Source organism: Pseudorhizobium tarimense (genome assembly GCF_022968135.1).
Lineage (GTDB): Bacteria > Pseudomonadota > Alphaproteobacteria > Rhizobiales > Rhizobiaceae > Neorhizobium > Neorhizobium tarimense.
Window position 1 is genome coordinate 66,204 of sequence record NZ_JALJRA010000017.1, and the last position, 16,288, is coordinate 82,491.

Here is a 16,288-nt window from a genome sequence, read left to right on the forward strand (position 1 = left end):
AGGAATTCGAATTGGGGCAGCAGCACGAACTTGGGCATGGTTGGATGTAGAGCAGCCGGCGCGGGAGCTTCGCTTGATCGACCTTTACACTTGGAAGACGGCAAACTGCCAGAAGGTCAACATCGCGGTCTGTGAACTGGATCTCGAGGTAGCGGTTCATCCGGTGGACATCAATGCCGGTGACCAAAAGGCGGTCCAGTTCCTGGCGATCAATCCGAATGCAAAGGTGCCGGCAATCGCAGACAAGACCGCGGGAGTCACCCTCTCAGAATCGGGCGCCATACTTCTATACCTGGCAGGCAAGACAGGACGCCTGGTGCCGCAGGATGAGCCGAGTGCCTGGCGCGCCAGGCAATGGATATTCTGGCAGATGTCCGCTCTTGGACCGACTGCCGGGCTGGTCACTCATTTTCGGCAAGATCGCACACGAGGCGACTACGCGCTCACCCGCTTTTCGGCGGAGCTCTCCCGGCAGTTCAAGCTCCTCGACCTGACCTTGAAGACAGACGGCTTTGTTGCCGGAGACTATTCGATGGCCGACATCGCCATCTGGCCATGGATTGCCCGCTTTAAAAGATCGGGGATGGACCTGGAGGACTTCCCGAGTCTGCTGCGGTGGTACCGCGAAATCGCCCAGCGACCAGCGGTGAACGCAGGGTATCGAATGCTGAACGCCAGCGCTGCGATACCTATACCCGCTGAGACGGCGGTTTGAGAAAGCAAATGAACGGAGGAGAACATGCCTGTGAAGAGAGTCACGAAGAGGGCCACATCCGGCCTCGTAATGCTGGGACTTACACTGGGACTTGTCGGCCCAGCCAACGCGCAAGAATATCCCAACCAGCCCATAAAGTTTATTGTGGGTTTCGCCGCCGGCGGCTTTGCCGACAGCATGGGCCGCGTGATTGCCCAGGCCATGTCAGAAAATCTGGGCCAGCCAGTGGTCGTGGAGAACCAGGGTGGCGCGGGCGGCAACATTGCCGCTGCCAATATCGCTGCGGCCCCAGACGATGGATACACGGTGCTCGTCACGACCGCCGGCATTTCCCTGACCAAGGCTTTGGGAACAAAAGTCGAGTATGACCTTGCAGACCTGACGCCAGTTGCGATCCCAGTTTCTTCACCGGAGGTTCTGGCGGCAAACCCACAAGTACCTGCGTCCAATCTTGCCGAGCTGATAGAATGGGCAAAGGCGCAGGATAAGGTGACGCTGGGCTCCGCGGGCAAGGGAACAAGCTCGCAGATAACTACCAGCTACTTCCTCAACGAGGTGGCCGGGCTCGAGAATGTCGTGGAAGTGACCTACCAGGGCGGCGGACCGGCCAATCAGGCGGCGATTGCCGGGGAAGTCAATCTAGTTGGCTCATCGAATTCCGCCTACCCATTCATCCGCGAAGGTCTCCTGAAAGGACTGGCAATCGCCGATACGACCCGGCACGACGCCATCCCGGATGTCGGTACGTTCAAAGAGCAGGGCTTCGATGGTGTCATTGCGTCGTCATGGGTCGGGCTCTTTGTGCCGGCCAGCACGAATAGCGAAATCGTCGAGACATTGAACGCGGCAGTGAACAAGGCCCTCGACGAACCTAATGTCATCAAGAGCTTTCAAATGGCAGGCGTGAAGACGGAGAAGCGGGATGTAGCAGAGACGAAGGCGTTCTTCGAAGAAGACATCGCCTCGTGGAGCAAGATGGCCTCCGCTGTCGGCGGCACCTCCAAGTAAGTTGAGGTTCAGTCAATCCTCCAGCGGCCGGCGGGAGATCCGCCGGCTGCGAACTGCACTTTATCTATCGGAGTAATCATGAGCGACTTGCCGAAGAAAGGGCGACACGTTGAACCGGGGCGGCTGGCGGATCTCGCCGCCGCCAGCCGCATCCTTGCCGATCATGGCGTCGTCGATGGCTTCGGTCATGTCTCCATGCGTCATCCTGATGCACCGGACCGTTTCCTGATGTCCCGTTCTCTCGCACCGGCCCTGGTCACGCCGGCCGATATCCAGGAATATGATCTGGATTGTACGCCGACGAGAAAGGATGCCGCCAACGGCTTTTTGGAGCGGTTCATCCACGGAGAGATCTACAAAGTCCGCCCGGACATCCATTCGATCGTCCATAGCCATTCGCCGTCGGTAATTCCGTTCTCGCTCGTTCGCCAATCCATGCGCGCCATGTTCCACAACGCGGCCTTCCTTGCCACAGAGGTCCCCGTCTTTGATATCGCCGAAGAGTTCGGCCCGACTGACATGCTGGTGTGCGATTGCCCTAAGGGAGCGGCGTTAGCGCGAACGCTTGGCAGGCGGGACGTGGCTCTCATGCGGGCTCACGGTTCTGTCGCGTGTGGCCCCACGCTTGAAATCGCGGTTTTTCGTGCCGTCTATACCGAAGTGAACGCCCGCATTCAGCACTGGACGCACTCGCTCTGCTCAAAGGGTGCTATCGCAGCGCTGACGCCGCAAGAAGGAGATCTCGCAGATGGCCCGAACAGAACAGCGGGCATGCGGGCCTGGGATCTGTGGCGGACGCAGGCAAGGGACAGATATGGCTGGTAGTTTCTTCTGGCACCTTTGCCCGACGTCCGAGCCCCCTCTCGAGAAGTTCAAGCGCGTTCGGACGGATCAAGAGGAATGCCATCTGCATGACCGGAGCCGTTCACCTTTGAAGCAGCGAGCATCATTCATATTTCAGCCAACTTCCGCCGCAATGAGGCCAGCCACGCCCACACCCGCTTGGAACAGGTCCGCCTCAAGAGGCGTGCACTCATGCGACACCCTTTCGGAGAGGAAATTTAAAAAACCAACGCATCCGAGGTAAACCTGCGGGTCGTCTGCAGCTCCTCCGTATGCTGCAGCGCTACCTTTCTATGAAGGATTGTGGAGTTATTGGATGGCGGACCACAAGCAGCCGTTCTTCATCCCGCTACCGGGCTTGGCCGAGGGGCTGGAGCTGCGCTTGGGGGGGAGCCTGACCTGGTTCTTTGTCATCCTTCTTAGCGCCCGCGCTTTCGCCAATGATCCGTCGCCTGCTTCAAACAATCGTCGAACCGAGCCCCAGGATCACCGGAGACAGAGAGCAAAGCAGCCGCCGCTGTGTAGATGATCGAGGCCTCTGCAAGATCATCACGGGCCGCGCCTGACCACACCGCCTCCCAATATTCTCTCTGGCTATAGCCGCTGCTGGGCAGTCCACTGCCTGGTACCTCGGGCCGTACCGGCACGCGCTCACTAATTTCTCGTCCGTCGAAGATCCGTGTCAGTGTCGTTGCCCGCGTCGGATTTACCTGGGCGAAGCTGCGAACGGAACTCGCTACCGTGACGCGCTTCATGCCCAAGAGCTTAGCCACGTCAGCATAAATCAGCCGCGATGCGCCTCCCGGCGAACCCGCCAACGTGGCAGAAGCACCGAATGGGTTGATGAGCGGCAGGACGTTGTGAAGCGGGGTACGAGTCTCCAGGAGCGGGTGGAGATTGAGGATGCTCTGGGTTTGGGGCGCAAAGGCAGCGAGAGGAACATAAGCGATGTTGCTAGCGTTGAGCGCCGCGGACACGTCAGAGGACGAAAGGCATACTGCGATCCCGGCTCTTTCCGCTGCTTGTTCCAACTTGCCGCTGTCGCTACCGTTTCCAAAATGGCCATGCATGACGACGCGATGACCGGCCGCCGCAACAAGCCTTGCCGCATGAACGAACCAGGGCGGCCTCTTCCATCGCGGCGAGACATAGACAGGCCAGTCCAAATCAGGCCGAAGGCAAGGCCCGACTGTGGACGCCGCCACCTCACGGATGGCTCGCACGAAGCCAGCAAGTTCCAGGGCTGTTGGCCCACGATATTGAAGCGTCATCAAAAGAGCGCCCAGCTGCACCGGATCCGCCTCTCCTCTCAAGATGATGGCGAGCGCGTCGCGTGCTTCCTCGACGTCCAAAGTGCGGCTCCGGCCGGGCCCCGGCGATGTCAAAGCGATGTATTTCGCGAGGCGTCGTTGAGGCTCTTCGTTATCTCCGATCCCGGCAATCCGCCGAGCGATGCCCGAGTGGGTCGGGGCCGCTTCGAGATGCTCACCACGGGTGACGGCAAGCGGCGGCGGCGCGACCTTCGATGGCTTTTGCCATCCATCCGAGCGATGTTCGATTGGCGCCGGGACAGTGGGCTTCCTTGAGGTCCACCCTTCCCCTTGGAGAAGAGCCTCCGCCTCCTCCGCCAGTGCACGGACCCTTAACCTTAGCGATTCAGCAAATGGAGTTGGCCGCAAACCACGACCGGTCCGGATGAAAATCGGGTCATCGAAAAGATCCCTAAGTTCGCCCAGCATGCGACTGACAGACGAGACCTGCAACTCCAGACTGGCCGCGGCACCCGTGACGCTTCCCTCTCGTAGCAGCGCGTCGAGAGCGAGGAGAAGCTTGATCTTGCCAATTGGTGGGGGTCTGAAGTCAGTCGTCATTAAACATAATCATCTCTTCGCACCAACCACAGGCACAGATCGCCAGCGAAGTGGAAGATGCTAGCGATGTCGCGCCTATCAAACCTTCTAAGTTTTCTCAACTTTTCTTTTGAAGAGCCTACTAATTTGCGCTAATCGCAAGTTAGAACGGCTACAGAAAAGATGAATTGACCATACGTGCAGCCCATCGATAACTGGCTTTATGTACTCAAGTTATCTTGGTCGGACCCCTTCGACCGAGTTTGGAGACGATCATGTCCGCAATGCCCAAAACTCTTTCCCTTGCTCTCGCCGTTGCCGGTGTTGCTCTTGCCTCCCATGCGATGCCATCGGCTGCTGCCGCAGAGATTGTCGTCAAGCACAGCAAAGGTGAAACGACACTGTCGTCGACGCCGCAGAAGGTGCTTGTTTTCGACATGGCCAGCCTCGACACCCTCCACACCTTAGGTGTGGAGGTAGACGGCGTGCCCTCCGGTACGAAGCCCGACTACCTGTCCAAGTATTCTGGCAGCGATATCCTGAACATCGGCTCGCTTTTTGAGCCGGACTATGAAGCGGTTAGTGGCGCAAAGCCCGACCTCATCATCGTCGGCGGTCGCTCTTCCGCCAAGTTCGAGGATCTGGCAAGGATAGCTCCGACGATCGACATGACGATCGACCCGACCCATTACGTGGAGAGCGCGAAGACCAACGTTGAGACACTTGCCGAGATCTTCGGCAAACAGGCTGAAGCAGATGCCGCTCTACAAAAACTTGACGCTTCGGTGACTGCCCTCAAACAGAAGGCGGCTGCCGCTGGCAAGGGCCTTCTGATTCTCACTACCGGCGGGAAGATGAGCACCTACGGTGCCGGCTCCCGCTTCGGGGTCCTCTTTACCGACTACGGCATTCAACAGGCGGATGAAACCATCAAGGTGGGCCAGCATGGCCAGCCGATTTCCTTCGAGTACATACTGGAAAGGAACCCCGCCTGGCTGTTTGTCATCGACCGGGACGCTGCAATCGGACGCGACGGACAGGCTGCGGCGAAATTTCTCGACAACGAGATCGTCGCGCGAACGACCGCATGGAGAGAGGACCAGGTCGTGTACCTCGACTCTACCGCCTGGTATCTTGTTGGCGGAGGCCTCACCGCGATGCAGAACACCGTCGATCAACTGACGGAGGCGCTTGACGCCAAGTAATCAGCTCAGTTGAACATAAACGGCAGCAATCGGCTCCTCGGTTGCTGCCGCTCTGCATTTCTCATGGTGACCTCGTGAAGCTCTTTGTTATTGCCCTGCTGGCTACCACTGCCCTCGCAGTCGCTAGCTTGTTTGTCGGCGTTAGCGAGATCTCCTTCTTTGCCCTCCTCAGCGGCGAGAGCAATGAAAAGATGCTTCTGGTACTGGGGGAAAGCCGCATTCCGCGGACCGCGGCATTGATACTGGCGGGCGCCGGAATGGCCGTTGCCGGGACTATTATGCAACTGCTCTCCCGCAACCGCTTCGTCGAGCCATCGACGGCAGGCACGGTGGAGTCCGCGAGCCTCGGCATGCTGGCGGTGCTTCTTCTTGCACCAGATCTTCCGGTAATGATGAAGATGCTGGTCGCGGCCCTTTTCGCCTTGGCCGGCACGGCTCTCTTCCTCGGGATCCTGCGGCGTGTGCCGCTACGGTCTCCTGTCCTGGTTCCTCTTGTGGGTTTGATGCTTGGCGGCGTAATCAATGCCTGCACGACCTTCTTTGCCTACCGCTATGATCTCATGCAGGCGATGGGGGCATGGACTAGCGGCGACTTCTCTGCAGTGCTCCGAGGGCGCTATGAAGTCCTGTGGCTGGCACTGGCACTGACCGCTGCAGCCTACTTCGCCGCGGACCGTTTCACCGTGGCCGGCATGGGCAAGGATTTCTCGACCAACCTAGGGCTGGACTACCGCAAGGTGGTGGCTCTGGGCCTCTTGATCGTCTCCATGGTAACGGCATCCGTGGTGGTGACTGCCGGAATCCTGCCGTTCATCGGACTGATCGTCCCCAATCTCGTCAGTATGGCGATGGGTGACCGTCTGCGCCACACCCTGCCATGGGTCGCTTTGAGCGGAGCGGTGCTCGTGCTCCTCTGCGACACGATCGGACGCGTTATCAACGCGCCTTACGAAATCCCGGTCGGCTCCATGCTTGGGATCATCGGCAGCATCTTCTTCCTCAGCATGCTGTTGCGGAGGCGATCCCGTGCGGCATGAAAGGAAACGTTCTTCAATCGTCACCCTGATGGTTATCGCGGCGGTCGCAGCTACCGCCACCATCGCCTTCATGACGATCGGTGCACGGGGCAACTGGAGCTTCGTCCTGCCCTTCCGGGGCGTGAAACTCCTCGCGCTGGCCCTGGTGGCGTATTCCATCGCAGTGTCAACAGTACTCTTCCAAACGATTACCAACAACCGCATCCTTACGCCGGCAATCATGGGCTTCGACTGGCTTTACATGCTTCTGCAGACGCTTCTCGTCTTCGGGCTCGGAGCCGCCGCAACCTCCGCCATCGATGTGCGCCTGATGTTTGTCGTTGAAATCGGTACGATGCTGGCATTCTCGCTTGTGCTCTACCGTTTTCTATTTTCGGGTGCGGTCCGGGACCTGCATCTGCTGCTCCTGATCGGCGTCGTGTTTGGCACCTTGTTCCGCAGCCTGTCCGGTTTTCTTCAGCGGCTGATCGATCCCAATGACTTCGTGGTTCTCCAGGATCGGCTGTTTGCGAGCTTCAATGCTGTCGATCCCAATCTACTGATGATCTCCGCGCTGATGGTGGTGGGAGCAAGCGCGGTTGGCCTTCGCATCTTCCATACCTTCGATGTAATGTCGTTGGGACGCGAGACGGCGATTTCGCTAGGCGTGGACCATCGGCGGATCACGATGACCGTGCTGGCGCTCGTGGCGATATTCGTTTCGGTCTCCGCTGCGCTGGTTGGCCCTGTCACCTTCTTCGGCCTTCTGGTCGCCAATCTCGCCTATATCCTGATGCCGACCGCCAAGCACCGCTACGTGCTTCCGGCGGCGATCCTGCTTGCCGTCATCTGCCTCGTCGGAGGCCAGACGATCCTTGAACGCGTGTTCGCCTTCGACACGGCACTGTCGATCGTGATCGAGTTTGCAGGCGGCCTTTTCTTCATCTTCTATCTTCTCAGGGGCCATGCCCGATGATCGAATTCTCCGGCGTTACGAAAGTCTATGGCAGCACAACTGTTGTGGACGACGTAACCGCGCAACTCCCCAAAGGTGGCATTACCTCCATCATCGGGCCTAACGGCGCCGGCAAGTCGACGCTTCTGTCGATGATCGCCCGCCTGATCCCTTGCGACCGGGGCACGGTGCTGGTGGACGGATTGGACGTTGCTAGAACCTCTGGCGAGACACTAGCGCGCCGGCTTTCGATCCTGCGCCAGGACAACCACATGACGGCACGCCTGACCGTGCACGACCTGGTTGCCTTCGGTCGCTACCCCTACAGCAGGGGGCGCATCACCGCAGACGATCAAGCCCATATCGGTCGCGCACTCGGCTATCTTGGATTGAATGACCTTGGTGACCGCTTCCTGGATGAACTCTCCGGCGGGCAGAGGCAGAGAGCGTTCGTCGCCATGGTGCTGTGCCAGGACACCGATTACATGTTGTTCGACGAGCCCTTGAACAACCTCGATATCCGCCATGCGGTCGGGATGATGAAGCTGTTGGGGAACGCTGCGAGGGACTTCGGGAAGACCGTGGTCGTCGTTCTCCACGACGTCAACTTCGCCTCCTGCTACTCAAACCACATCATCGTCATGCGGGACGGCAAGCTGTTCCTGCAGGGGTCGCCGCGCGAGATCATTCGTTCCGAGACCCTCGAGCAGACCTATGGCTGCCCCTTCGAGGTCCAAGAACTAGGAGGCAACCGTATCGCTGTCTACTACACGTGACTTCCCTGACCGACTCCGCCTATACCGACGTTACTCAACAGAAAGAAGATATGATGACTGCACGAAACGTCCGCGCCGCAAGCCAAACAAGCATTGCGACTGAGCATGCCAGTAAATATCTGCAGCAACTGTGCAAACATTTTGCTCACAAACGTCCTGTCACATTCGACGAAAGAAACGGTCAGATCAGCCTGATGACGGGAGAGTGCAATCTTCGTGCCGAAGACGCCTCCTTGCTTGTGCGCGTGGAAGCCGAGGAGGCTTCACAATTGCCGCAGCTCGAGGATGTCGTGGTACGCCATCTTGTCCGCTTCGCCTTCCGTGAGGAGCTGAACGTCGAATGGACGCAGGGTTGATTGCGCCTGCCGGCAGCAGCATAGGCAAATGCTGTGAAACTCCGCCGCCGAAACTGCGGCAGAGCTTTCATCTTCGCTGAAGCAGCGGACCAGCCTGACCTTCAAGTACCGGCCACTGTTAGCTGATTTAGAAGGTCTTGGTGAGACTCAGCCAGAACCGCCTGCCTTCAACGAGGGTGTTGAAGTCCGTTTGCTCGATCTCTTTGTCCAAGAGGTTGTAAACGGCAGCATTCATCGTGAAGCCCTCGCCCACGTCGTATTTGGCGCCGATATCGAATGTCGCGTAGGCATCGTACTTGCGCCCTGGCTGGCCGTTGATCGTCACCGGGTCGCCATTAGTCCCGATACGTGCGCCTGCGGCTATTTCTTCACCGTGATAATTTCCCGACACCCAAGCCTCCAGTCCCTCGACGGGGGTGACCCAGTCGAGCCTCACGTTCGCCATGTGCTCCGGCGTCCGCGAAAGCGGGAAACCGGCAAAGTCGCCTGTCTGCTGCTCCGAATGAGTATAGGTGTAGCTACCGCGGAAAGTGAGATCTGGGGTTGCGTACCACGTAGCCGTCAGCTCGACGCCCTGAATGACGGCATCATCGATGTTGTAGCTGTACCAGAGCCGGTAGTTCGGATCCTCCGACCAGCGCACTGGCGTGCCATTGCTGTTGAGCACCAGCGCGTTACTGATCTTGTCCTTGAAGTCCGTGTAGAAATAGGTCCCGCCAAGAACGAAGTCTCCGTGCTCCCAAACTGCCCCCGCTTCGTAGCTGGTACTGGTTTCAGCCTCCAGATCGGGATCGCCGATAATCACACCACAAGTGCCACTTGGGCCATAGGAGCAGCCGCCCCCGCCGGTCGTCATCGCGTATCCAGGAGCGATCTGACGGATGTCTGGTGCGCGGAAGCCGGTGGAGACGCCTCCCTTGATGCTCAATTCCTCGGTAGCATTCCAGACGCCGTAGATTCGAGGCGTGATGTTCTCGCCGTATACCTCGTGATGGTTGAGACGCACGCCCGTCGTCAGCGCGAAATCGTCGGCAATCCTCCACTCGTCTTCTACAAAAAGCGCCCATTGGTCGACGCTGAAGGTCTCGGTGACGCCGGTGCGGCGACCGGGGTTCTGGTCCGAAAGACGGCCCTCCAAGTACTGCCCTCCGGTGACCGTAGTATGTTCCCCGAGGAAATCGAATGGAGTGGTGAACTTGCCGTCGATGACAGTGTTGCGGATCTCCGGGGCGCGCGGATTGCGCACATACCGGTCCGTTGCAGGATCGTAGTTGTAGATGGTACGTTGGCCCCACTCCTGCTGAATCGAGAATTCGGAGGTCGTCGGACCCCAACGGCCGGTGTGGGAGAGAGACCAGTGATCGCGGTCGTGGTGAGGTTCGGTTCCGTCGTCGCTTGCTTCCAAGGTGTTGTCGGGCGTCGCATGTCTTTCGATGCGGCTGAGCCCGCCCTGGAGGTAGATGTCGTGGTCCTCGTTCGGCGTCAGCGTCAGCCGTCCGGTGAGGTCGCCTTCCTTCGCGCCGGTGATGCCACTGAGAAGATCGTCCTCGCCTCGCCTGTAGCCGCGTCCCCAGATCTGCAGGCCCAACGTGTCCCTCAGGATTGGCCCATTGGCATAGAAGGAAACCTGACCGCTATTACCGAACCTGCTGTGTTGTTGCAGCGTGGCTTCCGTCGTGACGCTGCCTGACCAGACATCGGACACTTTCCGCGTGATAATGTTGATTACGCCGCCCATCGCGTCCGAGCCGTAGAGGGAGGACATTGGTCCACGGACAATCTCGATCCGCTCGATCGCAGCAGCCGGCGGGATAAAGCTCTGCTCAAAGCCGGAGCTACCATTAGGACGAGCATCGCGCGTACTCTGCCGCTTGCCGTCGACAAGGATCAACGTATAGGTGCCGGGGAGGCCTCGGATATAGATATCCTTCTCGTTCGCCACACCGGTTACCGCCACCCCCTGAACCTCTCGAAGTGCATCCGTCAGGTCCCGAAAAGCGCCTTTCTCCAGTTCTTCGCGCGTCACGACGGTTATGCTCGCCGGTGCATCCCTGACGTTCTGTTCGAAGCCGGATGCCGTTACCACGATTGTTTCAAGAGCCGCTTCCTCGTCCGTCTCCTGCGCCGACGCGTACCCAGCCACGCCCGCAATCGTACCCGCAAGAAGGATCCGAGCTGATGCTGCCCTTCCAGCTCTGCTCTTGCACCATGCACGCTCCAGATCCACCGCCCAGACCATCTCTATTATTGCCCCCGTTAACTTGAATTGGATAGTGTACTTTTAGGATCACAATCTGCGGCCAACAATGAGCCTGTTTTAGAACCAGTCTAAATGCACGAATAAGCAAATGAGATCCGTTGGAGTTGATGTCAGTCGGACCGTTTGGGACGGCATCTTCAAGCAGATCGCGTTGATTGAGGACTCAGCGCCCCGACTCCATCGCCATGGTCGTGTCGATCGAGTCACCCCTGCGGCTGTTTGAATGACGAAGGAGTTCCTGCGCGGCAGGTTACGGCCGGACTGGGCACATGTGTGGGGGACGGCGAAGCGCTGATACTGTTGGACCAGGCTCCCTGGCTGCCGGCTGAACCAAGGCAGCAAGAGAAGAGGCTAGATCAGATAGAATTTGCATCTATGGACCGCCGGCCACCGCATTAACCAGGCTTTGAGGGACAACTTGCAATGTCTCAAGCCTACGAATTACGATCATGAGCTATCAGTGGAGCCGTCGCATGAGCTTTGTCCTTCAGAAGCACCAGCACTACGTCCTCGACACAGTCTCTGCATATCAGGCAAAAGTGGAGGAGATTGAGAGCGACATTCGCCTAAGAGCGATGTCTAATAACGCGCCTGATGCCGAACTTGCACTCCTGAAGCGACTTAAAGAGGAATGCGCTGCAGGGCTCTACCGGTACCAGAATCTTAAGGAGGCATTCAAGGCAGTTGTCGTCGGAGAAAGCGACCTTGCCACAAGGTCATAGCCCCCGGGGAATTAGGAACGTCCAGACATAACGGCCTTTTCCAATCAGGCTGCAGACGAGAGTCAGCGCAGGTCGATTTAGCCAAGGTGACAACGCCAAGCGATGTACCAACCGTTACCAGTAGAGCGTTCCGTATCGGGTGCTGCCTACCTCTTCGGCGCGTGGCTGCTCTTACTATTCCAGGCGAGCCGGCCAACGCGTGCCTAGGATGATTCGACATATGTTGCAGCTTCATTAACCATGATGGGCCGATACTTCGGCCCATCAATAAGTTCTGGAGCCCGCTACACATGGTCGCCACCCGTCAACCGCGCCTGATTGATGCTGGCACTTGTCTTGGGCAGCGGCGTCTCCGCCTGCGCCACCCACGAGCCTGCGCCAAGATCTTTTGAACAAGCAGCCCTTCACCCCTATCGACTTGACAGCGGCGACCGCTTGCGGGTGACGGTTTTCAGACAACCCGCCCTTTCGACTACATACTCAGTAGATCAAAAGGGGCTTCGTTGCCTTCCCCCTGATTGGACACGTGGCTGCGCGCGGACAAACGCTACCAGCGCTTGAAGGTGCAATCGCCGCTCGCCTGAAGCAGGGCTACCTGCGCGACCCTGATGTCACAACTGAGATCGACCGCTATCGTCCGGTCTTCGTCATGGGCGAAGCCGGACGATCTGGCCAGTATTCGTATGTCCCGGGCATGACAGCTCAAAACGCCGTGACCATCGCCGGTGGCTTCACCCCGCGGGCCAACCATCGCGACATCGACGTCACCCGTAAAATTAACGGCAGAGTCATTACCGGCCGCACTCCAACCTCGGCCCCTGTGCTCGCCGGGGATATCGTCGTCGTTCGTGAGCGCTTCTTCTGATCGTCAACGGAGGGACAGCGGTCGTCGGAATCGCGAAGACAAGCGATCGGCATCGAGCGCTCGGACCTTGCGATCAATAGAGCGCAGAAGGGCGGTTCAATACGATTTCCTAGAATACAGGACTAGCGTTGACGATTCCACTCGCTGAGATTTGCACCAGCGTTCCATTTTTTGGGAGCAGATGCTACGTCTTTGCGCCCCCGTAGGAACGGACCCAGCGGCCCATATATTCTCTTCTGGACCTGTTCAGCTGCCGTGCTAGAAGCCGCAGTTTCTCCAGCTGAACCGTCAGGACATAAAGATTGTGCCTCGATTCGAGCTCTAGCAGCACATTAGATAGCCCAAAACGGAGCGGCCAAAAGCGCGCCATCAAAGGATGGCCGGGCGGAGCGCACGAGTCTGCAGACTGTGCTTCGCCACGACGGAATGCTTCGGTGACCTTCAAGACCAGCTGCGAGCCCGGCGAGTTTCTTGCATATCTATCATTGAAGGAGATCTTTGTGTACCAGGCATGATCACCCGTTATGTAGGTTATCGATGACGCGATGGTCGTCTCTCCGATGCGCAAACGATGGATCCGCAAACGTTCTTGCTCTGCATATGCCTTGACCGCATTACGCATGAACATCGCTTCCGCAGCCGATTGCGGAATTGCTGTTCCGATGCGTCCCTTCCAGCCTGTCGCCTCAAGCTCGAAATACTCTTCAAGGGCTGGCAGAATGTCTATGACTTTATTCAACGTTTCAAAGACTATCGTGCCATCTTTCTCGAGCCGCCGATACTCCTGCCGGAGCTTGGATCGACTACCCGCCGACAGCGTGTTCAGCGGATCGTCCCTTTCCCCCCGCTGCCACATTGCTCGCGCGTGGCATTCGAACAAGGCCGTGCGCAGTCCAAGCTGCGCGCAGTGGTTCTTTAGCGGTTCAGAGAATGCGCCGGTGTCAGGGACAAGCGGCAGCCATACGCGACGCGGTAAGCCAGGTACAATTCTTGGAAGGGCGAGGAAGCAGCGTAAGGCAGCTGAATCATGATCCCGGTGGATCAAAGGCACGCCCAAGGCAGAAAAGTTATGGTGCCACCCAATCATCGCGCGAAGCGGCAAGCCCCACCGCTTAGATGAAATCAGGAAAGGCCATGCAAAGACGAGCTCTCCATCGCTCGTGAAGAACAGCGCCACCTTCACGCCTTTGCCGAAGGCATGGGCGGCCGCCTGTGCGAAGTCCGCCTCGTAGAACAGGTTCGGCACAAGCGCGTTCCTGCCGAGGCCCCGCCACTGCTCAAGCACTTGTGCTTGCAGTGGAAATTCCGCGATAGCCACGACCAGCCCAGTCTCGTGATGAGCATGGGTGGAAACGCCAAGTTCCGGTTGGCGTAGCGGCGCGTCGGCACGCGCGATACCACTGTAGTCCATCAACCAACTCCACTATAACCAGTCGTTATTAAAGCTAAGAGCAGAAACCGGCCTTTCAGGAAGGACATGCGCCCGGTTTAACCATTTTCACGGCAACCTAAAGTACGGCCTTGAATCTGACAACACGATCCACAGGACGCAGTTTCGCCTCTATTAATATTCGGACAAGTTTATTGGGAGAGTGTCCGTTGCGGATCTGTCGCAGCAGGGCAAGGATCTGCTTATTGACGGATCCGATACCATCAGCAGATGAGCCATACAATCGACGGCAAAAGTCTCCTTCTCATCTCCATTACGAGCTCCTTTATCGCCTGACCCTCGGTTAAACCGGCCTCCTCTCGTCGCTTGCGCTTAATCCCCAGATCTGGCTTCAGCGCTTTCATTGGGAAGCTTGGCACGGTTCCAGATCCGGCTATGCTTTCAGCATTGCTTCGAAAAAGGGCTCCGCCCTGCGCACCGTCGACCTTACTCTCAACGGCCGTCGGATCTTCGTCCTGGCGTGCATGCTCCGCACCGACGCGGTGAACGATCCGTCACACCACCTTCACGAGTGTGGCGCAGTCGTCGCGGTGCCTGGTCGCGAAGGATCGGCGAAACGTTCTTGTCCATCTCCTCGATGGAGCGAGCAACAGGAAATGCGTCCTTTTGGCGATAACAAAGATCCTCCACATCCATTGAATGCGAGTTAGGAATATTCGGGCAGCATGGAAGCCTCAGCTCGCGACGAACACAGTCCTTTCTGCTGGCACGATAGAGCCCGTCTACTCGTCTCTGATCCTCGATCTGAGCGTTAGCAGGTTAAGCAACAATTCAGGAGGATATGGTTTTGTCGCTTTGAAAGCCCGCTCGAGTTTCGCCGCCAATGAGAATAAGATGAACCTGCTACCAATTTTGTTGTTTTGGGTGCTTTTGCTCGTCGCAATCACCATTCGGGGCCCCTTAATTTTCTATCTTCTGTTCTGCTCGATGTCCTTCGGATCGTTGTCCGTAGTTCCACCTGAGCTGACGCAGGGGCTAAGCCTAACGCCTCCACCGATCATTGCTCTGGCGATCATCGCGATGTACGGCGGCGGCGCCAACGGGCTGCCCCGGCTCTTGGACATCGCTTTGCGACCGTCGCAGTGCCTGCTGCTCTTTCTGTTCTGGGTAGTGGCCGTGTGGGTAACACTGTTCATGCCACGCATCTTCGCAGGATCCGTGACCATCATTCCAATGCGTCTGGAAGAGGCAACCAGCGGCGTCGGCCTTTATCCAACGCAGCAGAACATATCGCAGCTCATGTATCTGACGATCTCAATCCTCACCGTGCTCGCCTGCGCCCTGGGGCTCCGGTCGCCACGGACGCGCCAGCACGTACTCGTCGCCATGTGCGCCGGCGGCGGCATGGTCGCGCTGACAGGATGTCTGGACCTGGTAGGATTGGGCCCCTACCTCGACGTGTTTCGCACCGCGACGTACGATTATTTAACGGATGTCGAGATTGCCAATGTCAAACGGGTTGTGGGGTTGATGCCTGAAGCTTCAGCCTACGGTTCGCTCGCTGTGGCATTTCTTTCGGCAATCTACTTCTTCCGCCGAGCGATCGCCTCCCCCTGGATCCGCCTCTATGCGACGCCCTGCCTCATCGTCTTGCTTACAGTTTCTGCTCTACTTTCGACATCGTCAGCTGCCTATGGGGGACTGGCTGTATTTGGTTGCGCGGCGGCGATCGAATGGCTCTGGCGGCTGCTGACCACCGAGAAAGGAAGCGTCGCTCGTGAGGGGCTGCTTGCGGAGTTTTGGTCGCTTCTGATTGGCTCCAGCGCGGTCTATCTCCTGGCGGTTGCCAACCCCTCGCTGTTCGACCCCCTTGTGGAGCTGGTTGATACGATCATCTTCCAGAAGACGGCTTCAGACTCCTACGAGGAACGAAGCATGTGGACGGCCGTTTCGCTGGCGGCCCTCGTCGATACCTGGGGATTGGGGGTCGGGGTGGGCGCAACACGTGCATCGAACGGCGTTGTGGCCGTCTTCAGCAATTGCGGCGTGATCGGCGGATTGCTGTTTTATGGATTCATACTTCAAACGTTTTTGCGCAAATCGCCTGCCAGCGTCCAAGTGGATGAAGCCATCCTCACTGCTACGCGTTTCTACATGCCGCCTGTGCTCATCATGGGCACCCTCGCCGGCACTTCGGCAGATTTCGGAACAATGAATGCCTGCATCTATGGGATGGCGGCTGCACTATCCTGGCCGGTTCCGGCTGTTAGCAGCGCCCTCCCTGCCCCAGAACGCTCTTCTCCCGTTCAACAAGCTCCTGTCTGATG

13 protein-coding genes and 1 pseudogene are annotated in these 16,288 nt (G+C 58.1%); 11 read left to right on the forward strand and 3 right to left on the reverse strand.

Annotated features, from left to right (window positions below):
* Nucleotides 1-73: 73 nt before the first annotated feature.
* The 3 genes from MUU54_RS19345 (at nucleotide 74) to MUU54_RS19355 (ending at nucleotide 2,548) form a co-directional block, all read left to right on the forward strand.
* Nucleotides 74-715, forward strand: coding sequence for a glutathione S-transferase family protein (locus MUU54_RS19345; protein ID WP_247245654.1), 642 nt, complete (start codon nucleotides 74-76; stop codon nucleotides 713-715).
* A 24-nt stretch (nucleotides 716-739) separates the two neighbouring features.
* Entirely contained in the window at nucleotides 740-1,723 is a 984-nt protein-coding gene (locus tag MUU54_RS19350; RefSeq protein WP_247245655.1) for a Bug family tripartite tricarboxylate transporter substrate binding protein, read from the forward strand.
* Between the two features lie 78 nt (nucleotides 1,724-1,801).
* A complete protein-coding gene (locus MUU54_RS19355; protein ID WP_247245656.1) occupies nucleotides 1,802-2,548 on the forward strand; it encodes a class II aldolase/adducin family protein in 747 nt (248 codons plus the stop codon).
* A 437-nt stretch (nucleotides 2,549-2,985) separates the two neighbouring features.
* Here the strand turns inward: MUU54_RS19355 and MUU54_RS19360 are convergent, their stop codons facing one another.
* Nucleotides 2,986-4,437, reverse strand: coding sequence for a glycosyl transferase family protein (locus tag MUU54_RS19360; protein WP_247245657.1), 1,452 nt, complete (start codon nucleotides 4,435-4,437; stop codon nucleotides 2,986-2,988).
* Between the two features lie 263 nt (nucleotides 4,438-4,700).
* Here MUU54_RS19360 and MUU54_RS19365 point away from each other — a divergent pair, with 263 nt between their 5' ends.
* The 5 genes from MUU54_RS19365 to MUU54_RS19385 all read left to right on the forward strand — a co-directional run bounded on the left by MUU54_RS19365 (nucleotide 4,701) and on the right by MUU54_RS19385 (nucleotide 8,724).
* Nucleotides 4,701-5,621, forward strand: a complete 921-nt coding sequence (locus tag MUU54_RS19365) for a siderophore ABC transporter substrate-binding protein (protein WP_376742216.1) — start codon at nucleotides 4,701-4,703, stop codon at nucleotides 5,619-5,621.
* Nucleotides 5,622-5,695: 74 nt separating this feature from the next.
* Nucleotides 5,696-6,658: an ABC transporter permease gene (locus tag MUU54_RS19370; protein WP_247245659.1), complete on the forward strand. Its 963-nt coding sequence runs from the start codon at nucleotides 5,696-5,698 to the stop codon at nucleotides 6,656-6,658.
* Between the two features lie 28 nt (nucleotides 6,659-6,686).
* On the forward strand, nucleotides 6,687-7,613 hold the full coding sequence (locus tag MUU54_RS19375; protein WP_247245685.1) for an iron chelate uptake ABC transporter family permease subunit: 927 nt from the start codon (nucleotides 6,687-6,689) through the stop codon (nucleotides 7,611-7,613).
* The gene (locus MUU54_RS19380; protein ID WP_247245660.1) at nucleotides 7,610-8,368 is read left to right on the forward strand and encodes an iron ABC transporter ATP-binding protein; all 759 of its coding nucleotides are present in this window, start codon (nucleotides 7,610-7,612) and stop codon (nucleotides 8,366-8,368) included. The genes MUU54_RS19375 and MUU54_RS19380 overlap by 4 nt, the downstream gene beginning before the upstream one ends.
* Nucleotides 8,369-8,418: 50 nt before the next feature.
* Nucleotides 8,419-8,724 (forward strand): DUF2218 domain-containing protein, encoded by a 306-nt coding sequence (locus MUU54_RS19385; protein WP_247245661.1) that lies wholly within the window; start codon nucleotides 8,419-8,421, stop codon nucleotides 8,722-8,724.
* A gap of 127 nt (nucleotides 8,725-8,851) precedes the next feature.
* Here MUU54_RS19385 and MUU54_RS19390 read toward each other — a convergent pair whose 3' ends face one another.
* Nucleotides 8,852-10,963: a TonB-dependent receptor domain-containing protein gene (locus MUU54_RS19390; RefSeq protein WP_247245662.1), complete on the reverse strand. Its 2,112-nt coding sequence runs from the start codon at nucleotides 10,961-10,963 to the stop codon at nucleotides 8,852-8,854.
* A gap of 494 nt (nucleotides 10,964-11,457) precedes the next feature.
* On the opposite strand from MUU54_RS19390, the gene MUU54_RS19395 reads away from it, so the two are divergent.
* On the forward strand, nucleotides 11,458-11,706 hold the full coding sequence (locus MUU54_RS19395; RefSeq protein ID WP_247245663.1) for a hypothetical protein: 249 nt from the start codon (nucleotides 11,458-11,460) through the stop codon (nucleotides 11,704-11,706).
* Between the two features lie 321 nt (nucleotides 11,707-12,027).
* Nucleotides 12,028-12,571: pseudogene (locus MUU54_RS19400) on the forward strand (polysaccharide biosynthesis/export family protein).
* Nucleotides 12,572-12,755: 184 nt separating this feature from the next.
* Here MUU54_RS19400 and MUU54_RS19405 read toward each other — a convergent pair.
* Nucleotides 12,756-13,982 carry a GNAT family N-acetyltransferase gene (locus tag MUU54_RS19405; RefSeq protein ID WP_247245664.1) on the reverse strand — a complete coding sequence of 409 codons (1,227 nt, stop codon included), beginning with the start codon at nucleotides 13,980-13,982 and terminating at the stop codon, nucleotides 12,756-12,758.
* 873 nt (nucleotides 13,983-14,855) lie between these two features.
* Here MUU54_RS19405 and MUU54_RS19410 point away from each other — a divergent pair.
* Nucleotides 14,856-16,286 carry a hypothetical protein gene (locus MUU54_RS19410; RefSeq protein ID WP_247245665.1) on the forward strand — a complete coding sequence of 477 codons (1,431 nt, stop codon included), beginning with the start codon at nucleotides 14,856-14,858 and terminating at the stop codon, nucleotides 16,284-16,286.
* Nucleotides 16,287-16,288: the final 2 nt, after the last annotated feature.